Origin of the sequence: Desulfosarcina sp. BuS5 (assembly GCF_028752835.1) — a bacterium.
Lineage (GTDB): Bacteria > Desulfobacterota > Desulfobacteria > Desulfobacterales > BuS5 > BuS5.
The window spans coordinates 889,842-906,098 of the sequence record NZ_CP087952.1; the positions used below are offsets into that span (position 1 = coordinate 889,842).

Sequence of the window (16,257 nt, forward strand, 5' to 3'; positions counted from 1 at the left end):
AAATTTTTTATCGTTTTGTTATAAAATATAATTATAACAAGGAGTTAAGACAAAAATGGACATATTCAATATCCCAAAAAAGAATTTTAATCCCCAATCTCATGCTCGATTTCTCAAACCTTTGCAAAAGATTTTTCCTGACACGCCACAGCTTAAATCCCGAGGTCACAGGCCATTGAAAATGACTTTTGAAGATCAGCTTCACGCACTGATATTTTTCCATCTACAAGAACATGAATCAGCTCGTGATCTTATTCAACACCTTAAAGAAGACGATTTTGCCAAAGAATGTGTCGCTCCAGATGGAGGGATCAGTCGTAGCAGTTTTTCCGAAATTATCAATTCTCGAGGGCTTGAACAGCTTGAATATGTTTTTCAAGCTCTTTGCAGCCAGGCACAAAATGCTTTACCATCAAATTATTCAGATCTCGGTGAACTCGTTTCCATTGATGGATCTTTAATTGATGCAGTTCTGTCCATGTACTGGGCTGATTACAGAAAAGGCGCTAAAAAAGCAAAAGGCCATTTCGGCTTTGATGTCAATCGCAAGATTCCTATAAAAATTCATCTGACAAATGGAAATGGCGCTGAACGCCCCTTTGTCAGGTCTATCCTTACAAAAGGCCAAACAGGAATCATGGATCGGGGGTATCAATCACATAAGGATTTTGATCTTCTTCAGGATGAAAAAAAACATTTTGTTTGCCGCATCAAAGCGAAAACAACAAGAACTATTATCAAAGAGCAGCCTGTTGATCCCGACAGCTATATTTTTTATGATGCTGTGGTTCTTCTTGGCACTCCTGGGGTAAACCAGACCAGAAAGCCGGTTCGACTGGTTGGTTATAAAATTGCCGGTGTCAAATATTTTGTGGCAACTGATCGTTATGATCTTACAGCCGAGCAGGTTGCAACCGTTTATAAGCTTAGATGGGATATCGAAACTTTTTTCAAATGGTGGAAGAAACATTTAAAAGTGTACCACTTGATTGCTCACAGTAGATATGGCCTGATGGTTCAAATCCTTGCGGGGTTAATAACCTACCTGCTTATGGCCATATACTGCCATGAACAGTTTAATGAACCTGTATCAATAAAGAGGATTCGTCAGCTTAGAAATACCATCCAGAACGAATTACGTACTGACGAAAAAAACGTATGGTCTAATAATCTGATTATCAAAGAGCAAATGCTATATGCAAAAACTTAACCGGACACTACTGAGTAGGAATTGTATTTTCACTAGAAAAAGTTGATTGAAAATTAATACGCTGACAAGGGTGTCAAGCATATGTGGGTTTATGCTACTTTTATAAAACTTATTAGATCTTTGAAAGGTTGTTCATTGTTACTAATAATTTTTTTCCTTGATCCGGCAGTAGTGGATGTAGGAAATAAAAAAATGAGCTGTAAATTTAAAAACCATAACAATTGTGTCAACCAGACGCTTTACCCTACGCTTTGCTACGGGTAAAGCGCAGGTTACACCAAGTCGTTATGTGTAAGGTACTCCCCATTGTCAAGACAAAAAACAAGGTTTTTTAAGGTGCGCTTTTGAGCTATAAATAATCCTGAAAATTAAAAAAATAATAGTAAATAAAAAAAATATGTTTCTGTTTATCATAAAAATGTTCATAAACAACTTAACTAATTGATTTAATAAATAATAATACCATTCTAAAATGTTCATAACTTATTGATAAAATGTTTATAACTTTTTTGTATCTCATTAACATACTGTTAAAATTCAATATTAATATGTTTATAACTTATGCCGCACGTTGAATAGGGCATTCACCAAAATATATTATTTTTACAACCTCACATTGATCACCATTGCTGATAAATCTTGCCTGTTACTTCCTTTAATTTGTCCGATCTTAACTATCAATTTCGTAATCATCCGGCAAATTCAAAAAATCTTTTTTCGCCAATTGACTCTCAATTAAATAACCAATTTGACCATTCCTCTTGAGCTGTGAAATCATCCACTGTGGTAATCTAATTGTCACAAGCTCTCGTTTCAAATGGTCTGGTTTCTTTTTTCGACCAGCCCCTGCACGTTTTCCTCCTCTCATTTTTTTACCTCCAAAACATATAGTATGTTGAATTAAGTGCAACGCTATTCAAAAAATCATCCTAAAAATACGCTATATATTTGATTAGCGTTATGCAATATTCAAACAAACTCTACTACCAACTGATTATGTGTTGGATAGTACGCTTTTATCTTGTTTGCAGCAGGAAACATTTTTTATAATATCAATACGACTTAATGGTATTCTAATTAATTATACAAAGTGGTTCTGAAATTACCCTGGAAAAGTTTTAAAATATATCTCTGCCGGGGTCTGGTAATCCAAAGATTGATGGAGTCGTTCATTATTGTAAAAGCCAAAATATTCTCCAATGTTTTGAATAGCCTCCCTGACGGTCTCATAATTGTGAAGATAAACACGTTCATATTTCACGGTACGCCAAAGGCGCTCTACGAAAATGTTATCCAGAGCACGGCCCCGGCCGTCCATGCTGATCTTCACATCGGCTTTTTTTAAAACGCCGGTAAAGGCATCACTGGTAAACTGACTGCCTTGATCCGTGTTAAAAATCTTAGGTTTTGCAATTTTTAAGGCACCCTGTAAGGCTTTTATACAAAAATCCTTATCCAATGTGGTTGAAAATTCGTAGCTCAGGACATACCGACTAAACCAGTCTATCACTGCTACAAGATAGATAAAACCTGAATTCAAACGGATATAGGTAATATCCGTTGACCACACCTGGTCAACTTGCTCAATGGAAACGCCTCGCAGCAAGTATGGATAAATTTTATGCTCTTTTGATGCTTTGCTCAAATTTGGTTTTGGATATATTAAGGTACTCCCCATTGTCAAGACAAAAAACAAGGTTTTTTAAGGTGCGCTTTTGAGCTATAAATAATCCTGAAAATTAAAAAAATAATAGTAAATAAAAAAAATATGTTTCTGTTTATCATAAAAATGTTCATAAACAACTTAACTAATTGATTTAATAAATAATAATACCATTCTAAAATGTTCATAACTTATTGATAAAATGTTTATAACTTTTTTGTATCTCATTAACATACTGTTAAAATTCAATATTAATATGTTTATAACTTATGCCGCACGTTGAATAGGGCATTCACCAAAATATATTATTTTTACAACCTCACATTGATCACCATTGCTGATAAATCTTGCCTGTTACTTCCTTTAATTTGTCCGATCTTAACTATCAATTTCGTAATCATCCGGCAAATTCAAAAAATCTTTTTTCGCCAATTGACTCTCAATTAAATAACCAATTTGACCATTCCTCTTGAGCTGTGAAATCATCCACTGTGGTAATCTAATTGTCACAAGCTCTCGTTTCAAATGGTCTGGTTTCTTTTTTCGACCAGCCCCTGCACGTTTTCCTCCTCTCATTTTTTTACCTCCAAAACATATAGTATGTTGAATTAAGTGCAACGCTATTCAAAAAATCATCCTAAAAATACGCTATATATTTGATTAGCGTTATGCAATATTCAAACAAACTCTACTACCAACTGATTATGTGTTGGATAGTACGCTTTTATCTTGTTTGCAGCAGGAAACATTTTTTATAATATCAATACGACTTAATGGTATTCTAATTAATTATACAAAGTGGTTCTGAAATTACCCTGGAAAAGTTTTAAAATATATCTCTGCCGGGGTCTGGTAATCCAAAGATTGATGGAGTCGTTCATTATTGTAAAAGCCAAAATATTCTCCAATGTTTTGAATAGCCTCCCTGACGGTCTCATAATTGTGAAGATAAACACGTTCATATTTCACGGTACGCCAAAGGCGCTCTACGAAAATGTTATCCAGAGCACGGCCCCGGCCGTCCATGCTGATCTTCACATCGGCTTTTTTTAAAACGCCGGTAAAGGCATCACTGGTAAACTGACTGCCTTGATCCGTGTTAAAAATCTTAGGTTTTGCAATTTTTAAGGCACCCTGTAAGGCTTTTATACAAAAATCCTTATCCAATGTGGTTGAAAATTCGTAGCTCAGGACATACCGACTAAACCAGTCTATCACTGCTACAAGATAGATAAAACCTGAATTCAAACGGATATAGGTAATATCCGTTGACCACACCTGGTCAACTTGCTCAATGGAAACGCCTCGCAGCAAGTATGGATAAATTTTATGCTCTTTTGATGCTTTGCTCAAATTTGGTTTTGGATATATAGCTTCAAGTCCCATAAGCCGCATCAAACGTCTTATTCGTTTAGGATTAACAGTGTGCCCTTGTCGCTTTAATACGGCCGTCATTTTTTCAACACCGTAGAACGGATATCGGGTATATTCTTCGTCTATCAATCGCATGAGAGCCAGGTTATAGCTCTCATCTTTGCAGGATTGATAGTAATAGGTTGATCTGTTTATTCCCAAAAGATCACACTGGCGCATTACCGGTATCAAAGAATGATTCGGCTCAATGTATTGACGCTTTATATCAATTGAGAAGGTTAGATTTTTTTTTTAGCCAGTCCAATTCGACCTTTAATTGGCCGATTTGTTGGTAAAGCTCCGCCTGGAATTCTTCAGCGTCTTTTTCTTTTTTTTGACGCTTTTTTGAAAATATATCGGGCAATTCTTCTAATAGACGCTTTCGCCATTGATTTATTTGATTTGAATGAACTCCATATTCACTAGATAGTTGAGAAATCGTCTTTTCCTTTTTAACCGTTTCAAGCGCTACTTTAGCTTTGAATGATGCACTGTAATTTTTTCGAATTTTACCCATTAATGAGCCTCCTTTTTGTTGATCAGGATATACTCATTTTACACCTTAAACAACTGTCCAGTTTTTGGGGAGTATTATAAACACAAACATTAAAAGATGGGCGATACAAGGTATCAGGGGAGGATAGCGAAGAGCGAACGAACCTGAGATAAACATTCGGAAGTCTTAGCAGATCATAGTACCGATGATTAAGAATTGAACTATCTTGATCGGAAAGGTGGGGAAGTGATGCCCAAGCGACCCACTGCAGGGAAGGTGAAGCAGGGTATAACGTTTTTTTGGCAGGAATTATGGGAGATACACAGATGTCACAAACCATATCAACAAAAAGCCGAGAAATTGCAAGAACGGTCGCTTGCAATTCCAGACCGATAGAATGGGGACAACCACCGGTGTTAACAGGTGGGTCATCCCTTATCAAAATCGAGCTGCTTGCTCAAAGTAATCCTGAACTGGTATTTACATCAGTAGTCCATCGGATAGACTTTGATTTACTGAAACAATCCTTTCGTAAAATTCGGAAAAGCAAATCTGCAGGAGTGGACAAGGTTACGGCAAAGGAGTATGCCGAAAATCTTGATCAAAACCTCTATAATCTGTATGAACGACTGCGGAGAGGACAGTACGTTGCGTCTCCTGTAAAGCGTATCTGGATAGACAAGGAAGGAGGGAAAAAGCGTCCAATTGGCATACCTGTACTTGAGGATAAAATTGTCCAGAAAGCAGCAGCAGCCATATTGAATGTCATATTTGACAGGAATTTTTACAATTTTTCCCATGCATTCAGAAAAGGTCGGAGCCAACACATGGCAATCAAAGATTTACGTGAGCAATGCTTGAAGCAGAATATCAGCTGGATAGTAAGCGCAGATATTACAGGACTATTTGACAATATTAATCACGAGTTACTTAAAGACATGATACGTCGGAGAGTAAGTGACGGCGGAATGATTCGCCTGATAGGGAAGTGGTTGAATGCAGGCGTAATGGAGGAAGGCAACCTGACGTACTCTGAAACGGGCACTCCACAGGGAGGAGTAATTTCCCCTGTGCTCAGTAATATCTTTCTTCATTATGTTTTAGATGACTGGTACGTGAAAGAAGTGATCCCCCGGATGAAAGGGAGATGCTCCATCATACGCTGGGCGGATGATTTCATCCTCGGGTTCGAGTATGAAAAAGACGCATTGCGTGTCATGGATGTATTACCCAGGCGGTTCGAACAGTTCGAGCTGTCACTTCACCCGGAAAAGACAAAACTGATTCGATTTTCCAAACGCATTAGCGGAAAGGGAAACGGGACGTTTGATTTTTTAGGGTTTACATTTTACTGGTCAAAATCATTAAAAGGGTACATGGTAATAAAGAAAAAGACGGCAAGAAAGCGTTCAAGCCGTTTTATGAAGAGAATATGGATATGGTGCAAGGATAACCGTCATAAGCCAATGGCCGAGCAGTATGAGATTCTTTGCAGTAAACTGCGAGGTTTTTACCAGTACTTTGGAGTAATAAGTAACTACAAAGTGCTGGAAGTTGTGTTTGAATATACTGAGAAAGCATGGCGTCGATGGTTAAGCCGAAGAAGTCACAAGGGCGAAGTAATGTTCGAGGACTTGCGCACAACATACCCACTGCCATTACCCAGAATAGTCCATAATATTTGATGCCGTAAGGGCTGCAAAGTTATACGCCAAACGGGGTGTCGCCTGTTTGGTTGATAATCCGGTAAAAAGGATTTGAACCGAGGAACCGTATGAGGGAAATCTTCACGTACGGGTCTGTAGGGGGGGCGTCGGGTAACCGATGCTCCTACCTGGAACCCGACCGTCAACAGCGGTGCTTTTTTTTGAAATGTTGTCTTCCGCATAAATGTTGTCGTTTGCGGAAGGTCTTGCCCCGCATGTTGGCGGCCGGTGAGTTCATCGATAAGTGGACCGTGAGCTCCGCTGCGCTACGCACACGGTCCACTTATCGCGGCTGTCGAGTTCCTCCAACGTCCTTGATAGGTTCCCGCTCACGCTCCACCTATCAAGGACGTTGGAGCCGACTGCGATTCTCAGCACTGGCTGAAAAAAAATTGCCTTTTTCAGCCAGTGCTTGCGATTCTCGCGGCTCAACAGCCGCGTTATGCAAGATGCAATGAATTATTGACTTGTACATGGAAAAGATGTACATTACAAATATGAAATACGATTGGAACCCAGAAAAAAATGAATGGTTAAAAAAAGAAAGACAACTATCTTTTGAACAGGTAATTTTCCATTTGTCCCAAGGTGATGTATGGAAAGTTGCGGATCATCCAGACCAACAAAAATATCCCGGTCAAAAGATATATTTTGTAATCATTGAAGATTATATCTATATGATTCCGCATATTATCCAAAAAGAATACATATTTTTAAAAACAATTATCCCGAGCAGAAAAGCCACAAAGGCTTATCAAAAAGAACAGGGAGAGGAAAAATGAAATATGATGAAGAAGAAAAAAATATCATAGATGCTTATGAAAGTGGAAAAATGAAACTTTCTACACCATCGAAAAAAAAATTAGAAAATATTAAAGTTATAGCTAAAAATACTTTTAAAAAAGATAAAAGAATTACAATAAGACTTTACGCTCACGATTACAAAGGAATCCAAAAAAAAGCATTGGAAATGGGTATTCCCTATCAAACTCTTATTTCCGGCTTAATTCACAGATACGTTGAAGGGGAATTGACCTCAGAGAATGGATAACCAATCGTTTCAAGGGACAAGCGGACAGCGTGTTTTTTTGAAATTCAGTCTTACTGGCCAAATCTCAGGTTACTCAAAATTCATAGCTGTAAATCCCGCTTGCCCCTGAACTCAACCGTTGTAAACCTTCTCTCAGGCTTAATTTTGAGGCTTATTTCCCATCGCCTGTTTTGCTAACAGCCGTTGCCGATATTTGCCGGTTATCGCTTTTGCCGGTGTTTCTTGTTGCTTTTTTGAACGTCAGCTTCGGCAAGCATTTTATAAGTTTCACTGTTTCAGCACTCGGCGACATCTCGCCTTGCTTTTTGTGGTTTTTGGGTAAAGTCAGCATCGCATCAACAATCATTGTTGCAGAATGCCGCAAACAGCGATTTACGCTTTGGCAACCGTTGTTTTTTATTTTTAAGGTACTCCCCATTGTCAAGACAAAAAACAAGGTTTTTTAAGGTGCGCTTTTGAGCTATAAATAATCCTGAAAATTAAAAAAATAATAGTAAATAAAAAAAATATGTTTCTGTTTATCATAAAAATGTTCATAAACAACTTAACTAATTGATTTAATAAATAATAATACCATTCTAAAATGTTCATAACTTATTGATAAAATGTTTATAACTTTTTTGTATCTCATTAACATACTGTTAAAATTCAATATTAATATGTTTATAACTTATGCCGCACGTTGAATAGGGCATTCACCAAAATATATTATTTTTACAACCTCACATTGATCACCATTGCTGATAAATCTTGCCTGTTACTTCCTTTAATTTGTCCGATCTTAACTATCAATTTCGTAATCATCCGGCAAATTCAAAAATCTTTTTCGCCAATTGACTCTCAATTAAATAACCAATTTGACCATTCCTCTTGAGCTGTGAAATCATCCACTGTGGTAATCTAATTGTCACAAGCTCTCGTTTCAAATGGTCTGGTTTCTTTTTTTCGACCAGCCCCTGCACGTTTTCCTCCTCTCATTTTTTTACCTCCAAAACATATAGTATGTTGAATTAAGTGCAACGCTATTCAAAAAATCATCCTAAAAATACGCTATATATTTGATTAGCGTTATGCAATATTCAAACAAACTCTACTACCAACTGATTATGTGTTGGATAGTACGCTTTTATCTTGTTTGCAGCAGGAAACATTTTTTATAATATCAATACGACTTAATGGTATTCTAATTAATTATACAAAGTGGTTCTGAAATTACCCTGGAAAAGTTTTAAAATATATCTCTGCCGGGGTCTGGTAATCCAAAGATTGATGGAGTCGTTCATTATTGTAAAAGCCAAAATATTCTCCAATGTTTTGAATAGCCTCCCTGACGGTCTCATAATTGTGAAGATAAACACGTTCATATTTCACGGTACGCCAAAGGCGCTCTACGAAAATGTTATCCAGAGCACGGCCCCGGCCGTCCATGCTGATCTTCACATCGGCTTTTTTAAAACGCCGGTAAAGGCATCACTGGTAAACTGACTGCCTTGATCCGTGTTAAAAATCTTAGGTTTTGCAATTTTTAAGGCACCCTGTAAGGCTTTTATACAAAAATCCTTATCCAATGTGGTTGAAAATTCGTAGCTCAGGACATACCGACTAAACCAGTCTATCACTGCTACAAGATAGATAAAACCTGAATTCAAACGGATATAGGTAATATCCGTTGACCACACCTGGTCAACTTGCTCAATGGAAACGCCTCGCAGCAAGTATGGATAAATTTTATGCTCTTTTGATGCTTTGCTCAAATTTGGTTTTGGATATATAGCTTCAAGTCCCATAAGCCGCATCAAACGTCTTATTCGTTTAGGATTAACAGTGTGCCCTTGTCGCTTTAATACGGCCGTCATTTTTTCAACACCGTAGAACGGATATCGGGTATATTCTTCGTCTATCAATCGCATGAGAGCCAGGTTATAGCTCTCATCTTTGCAGGATTGATAGTAATAGGTTGATCTGTTTATTCCCAAAAGATCACACTGGCGCATTACCGGTATCAAAGAATGATTCGGCTCAATGTATTGACGCTTTATATCAATTGAGAAGGTTAGATTTTTTTTTTTAGCCAGTCCAATTCGACCTTTAATTGGCCGATTTGTTGGTAAAGCTCCGCCTGGAATTCTTCAGCGTCTTTTTTTTTTTTTTTGACGCTTTTTGAAAATATATCGGGCAATTCTTCTAATAGACGCTTTCGCCATTGATTTATTTGATTTGAATGAACTCCATATTCACTAGATAGTTGAGAAATCGTCTTTTCCTTTTTAACCGTTTCAAGCGCTACTTTAGCTTTGAATGATGCACTGTAATTTTTTCGAATTTTACCCATTAATGAGCCTCCTTTTTGTTGATCAGGATATACTCATTTTACACCTTAAACAACTGTCCAGTTTTTGGGGAGTATTATATTTCATTATTCCAGCATCCGGCTGCATCTCGTCTCGTTTTCTGTGACTATTTCTCAAGGCGTTGCTTATTGTTTTAACTGGTTCTGTTGCAAGCGCCACCAAACAACGGTGAGTTTGCCAACTTTGTATTATTTGCAAACGTTTAATTACGCTTTCGCAAATCCGGCAGCCTTACAAAAAGCAGGTCGTCGTATCCGGTAGGGGTTTACAACAAAACACTACTCGTGCCAAGATAAATCCGAATCGTTGGGATAAGACACAAGGTCTTTGAAACTCGATATTGTTACCAAGTGGGTGCTCGGGAAACGGTTTGTTTCCTTCATCTCTGCAGGGCTTGCTCTGGCATTGATGTTAAGATAGTCCCACCTGACTAAAGACTAACCAGCAGGTCAGTAGCGAAGTCCACAGGTAAACCCGGTAACGGGAGTCTGGAGCTGGACGGAGCAAGATTGCAGGCTCTGTATTGAGCCCCGAAAAATGTATGGTTGTGGTCATTGTGATAATCCTGCTTGCAGGAAAAAGCCGACGCTTTGGAGACAGCGGAAGGCAGCAGTCCTGAATATGCTAAGGCAAGTATTCAGTGTCCTTTCGGCAAGCGTGCATGAAAAACAAATTCAAATAAGGTAGTATCGGTCATTCAAATCACGTAATATTATATAAGGAGGATGACCGATGAATCTTATGCAGCCTTCAGGCGAGTACAGTCTGGATGAAGTACGGGAAAAATTTAAACAATGGCGTAACAGCCGGGATAGAGGTAAAGCCATTCCGGAAGCATTATGGGAAGCCGCTGCCTCGTTATACCCTGCCTATTCTCTGCACCGTATATCAAAAGCCTTGAGCCTCAACCATACCAAGCTAAAGCATTACGTCCAGAATATATCACCAAATCCGTCCGTGCCGACGGCATCTTTCATCGAACTTGATGTAGCCCAAGCCCCTTTGCCTTTCAAGGGCATTATCGAGATGCAACATCAGAACGGTGCCAGGATGACAATGCAAATTGCGGACAGTTCTGACTTGATCAATATAACCCAACAGTTTTGGAGTCAGCCATGATTCAGATAACTCCGCAAATGCGTATCCTGCTGGCCATAGACCCGGTGGATTTCAGAAAAGGTATCGACGGTCTAAATGCTGTTTGTCGGCAGGTGCTGCGCTCCGATCCATTTTCAGGGTATGTTTTTATTTTTCGTAATAAAAAGGCAACTGCCATAAAGATCATTATGTATGATGGCCAAGGATTCTGGATGTGTCAGAAAAGGCTGTCTAAGGGACGTTTCAACTGGTGGCCAAACAAATCCGGTGAGGCGGTCAGGCCTCTGGCCGTTCATGAACTGCAGCTTCTGATCTGGAACGGTAATCCTGTAAAGGCTCATGTTGCACCATTGTGGCGGCCAATTCCTGTAAAAAAATAGAAAAAAATATTTAATGACTTGCGTTCCAGTAAAAAATGTGATATTTGATGCCCATGTTTACGTATAGAGGCAGAGTCGTTACTGACAAAGATATTATTTTTATCAAGGAGCTTATTGCTCAAAATCCGGATGCCAGCCGCCGGGCGCTTTCCAGAAAACTGTGCATAGCCTGGAATTGGGTCCAGGCCAATGGGGCATTGCGTGATATGGTCTGTCGGGGTATGATGTTAGAACTGCACCGTGCAGGATTCATACGTCTGCCGGACAAAAAATGTAATCCCCATAATCCATTTGTAGAACGTAGAAAACCTAAAAAAATTCAGATCAATCAAACTTTACTGGAAACAAAATTAGCCAAAATACGGCCGCTTGAATTTTGCCAGGTACGCAGAAGCCCGCATGAAAAAATGTTCAACAGCCTGATCGAGTATTACCATTATCTGGGTTACTGCCATTCAGTGGGCGAACAGCTGAAATACATCGTTTATACTGATGGGCGGCCAATAGCATGTTTTGCCTGGTCTTCTGCAGCGAGGCATATAGGCTACAGGGACAGGTTTATCGGCTGGGATGCGAAGACGCGTAAAAAAAATCTGCACCTTTTGGCGTATAATACACGATTTTTAATTCTACCATGGGTGCGCGTACCACATCTGGCCTCCCATCTTCTTGGTCACATGATAAAAATCTTGGCCCTGGATTGGCGTAAAATCTACAATCATCCCATCTGGTACCTTGAAACTTTTGTGGACAAAACCCGTTTTGCCGGTACCTGTTACAAGGCTGCGAACTGGAAGTATCTTGGAGACACCACCGGCAGGGGTAAAAATGATCAAACATTTAAACCGAACCGATCTATAAAGGCTGTTTGGGGATATCCATTAGCCAAAAATTTTCGCAGCCTTTTACGGGGGACACACAGTGAAGACCCCGGAACGTATAGACCTGGACGTCAAGCAGTTAGATGCTCTTTTAAAGCGTGTTAAAGAACTGTTGCCACCTGAGGACTATGAACTCATCAAGGCTATGGCTGACACTATCTACCTTTTAAGTCAGTGTGTGGACAATAAAGCCGCCTCCTCGTGCCAAGATAAATCCGAATCGTTGGGATAAGACACAAGGTCTTTGAAACTCGATATTGTTACCAAGTGGGTGCTCGGGAAACGGTTTGTTTCCTTCATCTCTGCAGGGCTTGCTCTGGCATTGATGTTAAGATAGTCCCACCTGACTAAAGACTAACCAGCAGGTCAGTAGCGAAGTCCACAGGTAAACCCGGTAACGGGAGTCTGGAGCTGGACGGAGCAAGATTGCAGGCTCTGTATTGAGCCCCGAAAAATGTATGGTTGTGGTCATTGTGATAATCCTGCTTGCAGGAAAAAGCCGACGCTTTGGAGACAGCGGAAGGCAGCAGTCCTGAATATGCTAAGGCAAGTATTCAGGACACCACCGGGGTCTTAGACCAGGGCATGTACTCAAAGGGGTAGCTCGGGAACTTGGGAGACCCGGATGTTTCCTTGGGTAAAAAGAACGGTAACAGGAAATCCAGCGCAAGCGAAATCCCGGCGTTGCATAGGAATGTCCCGCCTTGCAACGAGTCTGCCATTGGCAGAAACACAAACATTAAAAGATGGGCGATACAAGGTATCAGGGGAGGATAGCGAAGAGCGAACGAACCTGAGATAAACATTCGGAAGTCTTAGCAGATCATAGTACCGATGATTAAGAATTGAACTATCTTGATCGGAAAGGTGGGGAAGTGATGCCCAAGCGACCCACTGCAGGGAAGGTGAAGCAGGGTATAACGTTTTTTTGGCAGGAATTATGGGAGATACACAGATGTCACAAACCATATCAACAAAAAGCCGAGAAATTGCAAGAACGGTCGCTTGCAATTCCAGACCGATAGAATGGGGACAACCACCGGTGTTAACAGGTGGGTCATCCCTTATCAAAATCGAGCTGCTTGCTCAAAGTAATCCTGAACTGGTATTTACATCAGTAGTCCATCGGATAGACTTTGATTTACTGAAACAATCCTTTCGTAAAATTCGGAAAAGCAAATCTGCAGGAGTGGACAAGGTTACGGCAAAGGAGTATGCCGAAAATCTTGATCAAAACCTCTATAATCTGTATGAACGACTGCGGAGAGGACAGTACGTTGCGTCTCCTGTAAAGCGTATCTGGATAGACAAGGAAGGAGGGAAAAAGCGTCCAATTGGCATACCTGTACTTGAGGATAAAATTGTCCAGAAAGCAGCAGCAGCCATATTGAATGTCATATTTGACAGGAATTTTTACAATTTTTCCCATGCATTCAGAAAAGGTCGGAGCCAACACATGGCAATCAAAGATTTACGTGAGCAATGCTTGAAGCAGAATATCAGCTGGATAGTAAGCGCAGATATTACAGGACTATTTGACAATATTAATCACGAGTTACTTAAAGACATGATACGTCGGAGAGTAAGTGACGGCGGAATGATTCGCCTGATAGGGAAGTGGTTGAATGCAGGCGTAATGGAGGAAGGCAACCTGACGTACTCTGAAACGGGCACTCCACAGGGAGGAGTAATTTCCCCTGTGCTCAGTAATATCTTTCTTCATTATGTTTTAGATGACTGGTACGTGAAAGAAGTGATCCCCCGGATGAAAGGGAGATGCTCCATCATACGCTGGGCGGATGATTTCATCCTCGGGTTCGAGTATGAAAAAGACGCATTGCGTGTCATGGATGTATTACCCAGGCGGTTCGAACAGTTCGAGCTGTCACTTCACCCGGAAAAGACAAAACTGATTCGATTTTCCAAACGCATTAGCGGAAAGGGAAACGGGACGTTTGATTTTTAGGGTTTACATTTTACTGGTCAAAATCATTAAAAGGGTACATGGTAATAAAGAAAAAGACGGCAAGAAAGCGTTCAAGCCGTTTTATGAAGAGAATATGGATATGGTGCAAGGATAACCGTCATAAGCCAATGGCCGAGCAGTATGAGATTCTTTGCAGTAAACTGCGAGGTTTTTACCAGTACTTTGGAGTAATAAGTAACTACAAAGTGCTGGAAGTTGTGTTTGAATATACTGAGAAAGCATGGCGTCGATGGTTAAGCCGAAGAAGTCACAAGGGCGAAGTAATGTTCGAGGACTTGCGCACAACATACCCACTGCCATTACCCAGAATAGTCCATAATATTTGATGCCGTAAGGGCTGCAAAGTTATACGCCAAACGGGGTGTCGCCTGTTTGGTTGATAATCCGGTAAAAAGGATTTGAACCGAGGAACCGTATGAGGGAAATCTTCACGTACGGGTCTGTAGGGGGCGTCGGGTAACCGATGCTCCTACCTGGAATACGACGGCTGTTGCGCATGCTGTTTGGTGCAACTACCGAAAAACTGGAAAAACAAAGGCTCACCCCAAAAAAGAAGAATTCTGTTAAAGCTAAAAAAGGTCATGGCCGCAAACCTGCTAAAGATTATACCGGGGCAAAAAAAGTCAGAGTCTTCCATGATACTCTTAAACCTGGAGACAACTGCCCTGAATGTTTAAAGGGCAAGGTATATGAATTAAAGGAGCCGCAGCGAATCATACGCATCACCGGAAACGCTCCATTAAGTGGAACTGTCTATGAAATGCATCGTTTACGCTGTAATCTCTGTGGAGCAATTTTCACCGCATCGACACCTGAAAATGTGGGTGAAGACAAATATGATGCAAAAGCCAAGGCCATGATTGCTCTTTTGAAATATGGTACCGGTATGCCATTTAACAGACTTAAAGATCTTCAGCAAAGTCTTGGCATACCATTGCCTGCATCGACACAGTTCGAGATTGTCGATCAAATGGCAATGGAACTTACTCCGATTTATCAGGAATTTATCCGTCAGGGCGCTCAGGGCGATATCATTCATAATGATGACACCACTATGAAGGTTTTGTCCCTGATGAAGGAAAACAAAGAAAATAACCCGGAACGTAAAGGTATATTTACCACGGGTATACTGTCAAAAACCGATGATCATAAAATTGCACTGTTTTTTACCGGCCGTCAGCATGCCGGAGAAAACTTGATGGATTTACTTAAGCGTCGTATTGGTCTGAGCCCACCCATTCAGATGTGTGATGCTCTGTCCAGAAATGTTCCCAAAGAATTCGAAACTCTGCTGGCAAATTGTCTTACACATGGACGAAGACAGTTTGTTGACGTACTGCAAAGCTTCCCGGAAGAGTGCAGTTATGTACTGAAATCCTCGCAGAGGTATATAAAAATGATAAGATTACCAAAGAACAGAACATGGAAGCTGAAGAACGGCTACGGTTTCATCAGGACAACAGCGGTCCGCTGATGAAAAAGCTCAACACCTGGTTTCACAAACAAATAGACCAACATTTGGTGGAGCCCAACAGCGGGCTGGGCCAGGCTATTGGCTACATGCTCAAACATTGGGAGGCGTTGACCCTTTTTCTCAGGGAACCAGGTGTACCTTTGGACAACAATATTTGCGAACAGGCTTTGAAAAAGGTCGTTCTGCATCGCAAGAATGCTCTGTTTTATAAAACTGAGCATGGTGCCATGGTAGGTGATCTGTTCATGAGTCTGATTCATACCTGTAATTTATCCGGTACCAATCCTTTTGATTACCTGACAGCACTGCTGGAACATGCCTCTGAGTTGTCAGAATCCCCAGACAAATGGATGCCGTGGAATTATAAATCCGCACTGATTGAACCGGACAATCCTGAAGCATAAAATCACTTTTTAATATTTCCATCCTGATTAATCAGCCGGGTGCCTGCAAAAAAACAGGCACCTAACTGCTGACTGCTTACCTACGCTAAATTTTTTTTTGCGCTATGCACGCTTGCCGAAAGGACACGTTCTTGTTCTAATTC

16 protein-coding genes and 2 pseudogenes are annotated in these 16,257 nt (G+C 40.3%); 12 read left to right on the forward strand and 6 right to left on the reverse strand.

All coding sequences use genetic code 11. The annotated features are described in order from the left end of the window. Positions 1–55: 55 nt before the first annotated feature. Positions 56–1,210 carry an IS4 family transposase gene (locus tag BuS5_RS04295; protein ID WP_036019371.1) on the forward strand — a complete coding sequence of 385 codons (1,155 nt, stop codon included), beginning with the start codon at positions 56–58 and terminating at the stop codon, positions 1,208–1,210. Between the two features lie 670 nt (positions 1,211–1,880). On the opposite strand, the gene BuS5_RS04300 is transcribed toward BuS5_RS04295, so the two are convergent. The 4 genes and pseudogenes from BuS5_RS04300 to BuS5_RS04315 all read right to left on the reverse strand — a co-directional run bounded on the left by BuS5_RS04300 (position 1,881) and on the right by BuS5_RS04315 (position 4,803). Then, positions 1,881–2,078: a hypothetical protein gene (locus BuS5_RS04300; protein ID WP_274427654.1), complete on the reverse strand. Its 198-nt coding sequence runs from the start codon at positions 2,076–2,078 to the stop codon at positions 1,881–1,883. Between the two features lie 234 nt (positions 2,079–2,312). After that, positions 2,313–2,888, reverse strand: a pseudogene (locus BuS5_RS04305) (IS3 family transposase); the annotation flags it as partial. Between the two features lie 363 nt (positions 2,889–3,251). Then, positions 3,252–3,449 (reverse strand): hypothetical protein, encoded by a 198-nt coding sequence (locus BuS5_RS04310; RefSeq protein ID WP_274427654.1) that lies wholly within the window; start codon positions 3,447–3,449, stop codon positions 3,252–3,254. Between the two features lie 234 nt (positions 3,450–3,683). Continuing rightward, a protein-coding gene (locus BuS5_RS04315; protein WP_245266731.1) for an IS3 family transposase occupies positions 3,684–4,803 on the reverse strand; the annotation gives its coding sequence in 2 pieces (ribosomal slippage) (positions 3,684–4,529 and positions 4,531–4,803; 1,119 coding nt in all). A gap of 290 nt (positions 4,804–5,093) precedes the next feature. Between BuS5_RS04315 and ltrA the strand changes: the two genes are divergently transcribed. The 3 genes from ltrA (at position 5,094) to BuS5_RS04330 (ending at position 7,539) form a co-directional block, all read left to right on the forward strand. Next, a complete protein-coding gene (ltrA, locus tag BuS5_RS04320) occupies positions 5,094–6,467 on the forward strand; it encodes a group II intron reverse transcriptase/maturase (RefSeq protein WP_036019348.1) in 1,374 nt (457 codons plus the stop codon). Between the two features lie 494 nt (positions 6,468–6,961). Continuing rightward, on the forward strand, positions 6,962–7,270 hold the full coding sequence (locus BuS5_RS04325; RefSeq protein ID WP_198012353.1) for a toxin: 309 nt from the start codon (positions 6,962–6,964) through the stop codon (positions 7,268–7,270). After that, the gene (locus BuS5_RS04330; RefSeq protein ID WP_027355186.1) at positions 7,267–7,539 is read left to right on the forward strand and encodes a hypothetical protein; all 273 of its coding nucleotides are present in this window, start codon (positions 7,267–7,269) and stop codon (positions 7,537–7,539) included. Before BuS5_RS04325 ends, BuS5_RS04330 begins: the two co-directional genes overlap by 4 nt. 151 nt (positions 7,540–7,690) lie before the next feature. Here BuS5_RS04330 and BuS5_RS04335 read toward each other — a convergent pair whose 3' ends face one another. Next, positions 7,691–7,885: a hypothetical protein gene (locus BuS5_RS04335; protein WP_157487511.1), complete on the reverse strand. Its 195-nt coding sequence runs from the start codon at positions 7,883–7,885 to the stop codon at positions 7,691–7,693. Positions 7,886–8,751: 866 nt separating this feature from the next. Beyond that, a pseudogene (locus BuS5_RS04340) lies at positions 8,752–9,871 on the reverse strand (IS3 family transposase). A 751-nt stretch (positions 9,872–10,622) separates the two neighbouring features. Between BuS5_RS04340 and BuS5_RS04345 the strand changes: the two are divergent. The 8 genes from BuS5_RS04345 to BuS5_RS20355 all read left to right on the forward strand — a co-directional run bounded on the left by BuS5_RS04345 (position 10,623) and on the right by BuS5_RS20355 (position 16,114). Next, positions 10,623–11,009 (forward strand): hypothetical protein, encoded by a 387-nt coding sequence (locus BuS5_RS04345; protein WP_274427635.1) that lies wholly within the window; start codon positions 10,623–10,625, stop codon positions 11,007–11,009. Continuing rightward, complete coding sequence (gene tnpB, locus BuS5_RS04350) at positions 11,006–11,368, forward strand: IS66 family insertion sequence element accessory protein TnpB (protein WP_274427634.1); 363 nt, start codon at positions 11,006–11,008, stop codon at positions 11,366–11,368. Before BuS5_RS04345 ends, tnpB begins: the two co-directional genes overlap by 4 nt. A 53-nt stretch (positions 11,369–11,421) precedes the next feature. Continuing rightward, positions 11,422–12,354 (forward strand): DUF4338 domain-containing protein, encoded by a 933-nt coding sequence (locus tag BuS5_RS04355; RefSeq protein ID WP_274428028.1) that lies wholly within the window; start codon positions 11,422–11,424, stop codon positions 12,352–12,354. Continuing rightward, positions 12,290–12,481 (forward strand): hypothetical protein, encoded by a 192-nt coding sequence (locus BuS5_RS04360; protein ID WP_274428029.1) that lies wholly within the window; start codon positions 12,290–12,292, stop codon positions 12,479–12,481. Before BuS5_RS04355 ends, BuS5_RS04360 begins: the two co-directional genes overlap by 65 nt. 708 nt (positions 12,482–13,189) lie before the next feature. Continuing rightward, positions 13,190–14,215 carry a reverse transcriptase domain-containing protein gene (locus tag BuS5_RS04365; protein WP_274427991.1) on the forward strand — a complete coding sequence of 342 codons (1,026 nt, stop codon included), beginning with the start codon at positions 13,190–13,192 and terminating at the stop codon, positions 14,213–14,215. A 38-nt stretch (positions 14,216–14,253) separates the two neighbouring features. After that, a complete protein-coding gene (locus tag BuS5_RS04370) occupies positions 14,254–14,562 on the forward strand; it encodes a group II intron maturase-specific domain-containing protein (protein WP_274427764.1) in 309 nt (102 codons plus the stop codon). A gap of 137 nt (positions 14,563–14,699) precedes the next feature. Further along, the gene (locus BuS5_RS20350) at positions 14,700–15,710 is read left to right on the forward strand and encodes an IS66 family transposase (protein WP_274428030.1); all 1,011 of its coding nucleotides are present in this window, start codon (positions 14,700–14,702) and stop codon (positions 15,708–15,710) included. Then, a complete protein-coding gene (locus tag BuS5_RS20355; RefSeq protein ID WP_274428031.1) occupies positions 15,659–16,114 on the forward strand; it encodes an IS66 family transposase in 456 nt (151 codons plus the stop codon). Before BuS5_RS20350 ends, BuS5_RS20355 begins: the two co-directional genes overlap by 52 nt. Positions 16,115–16,257: the final 143 nt, after the last annotated feature.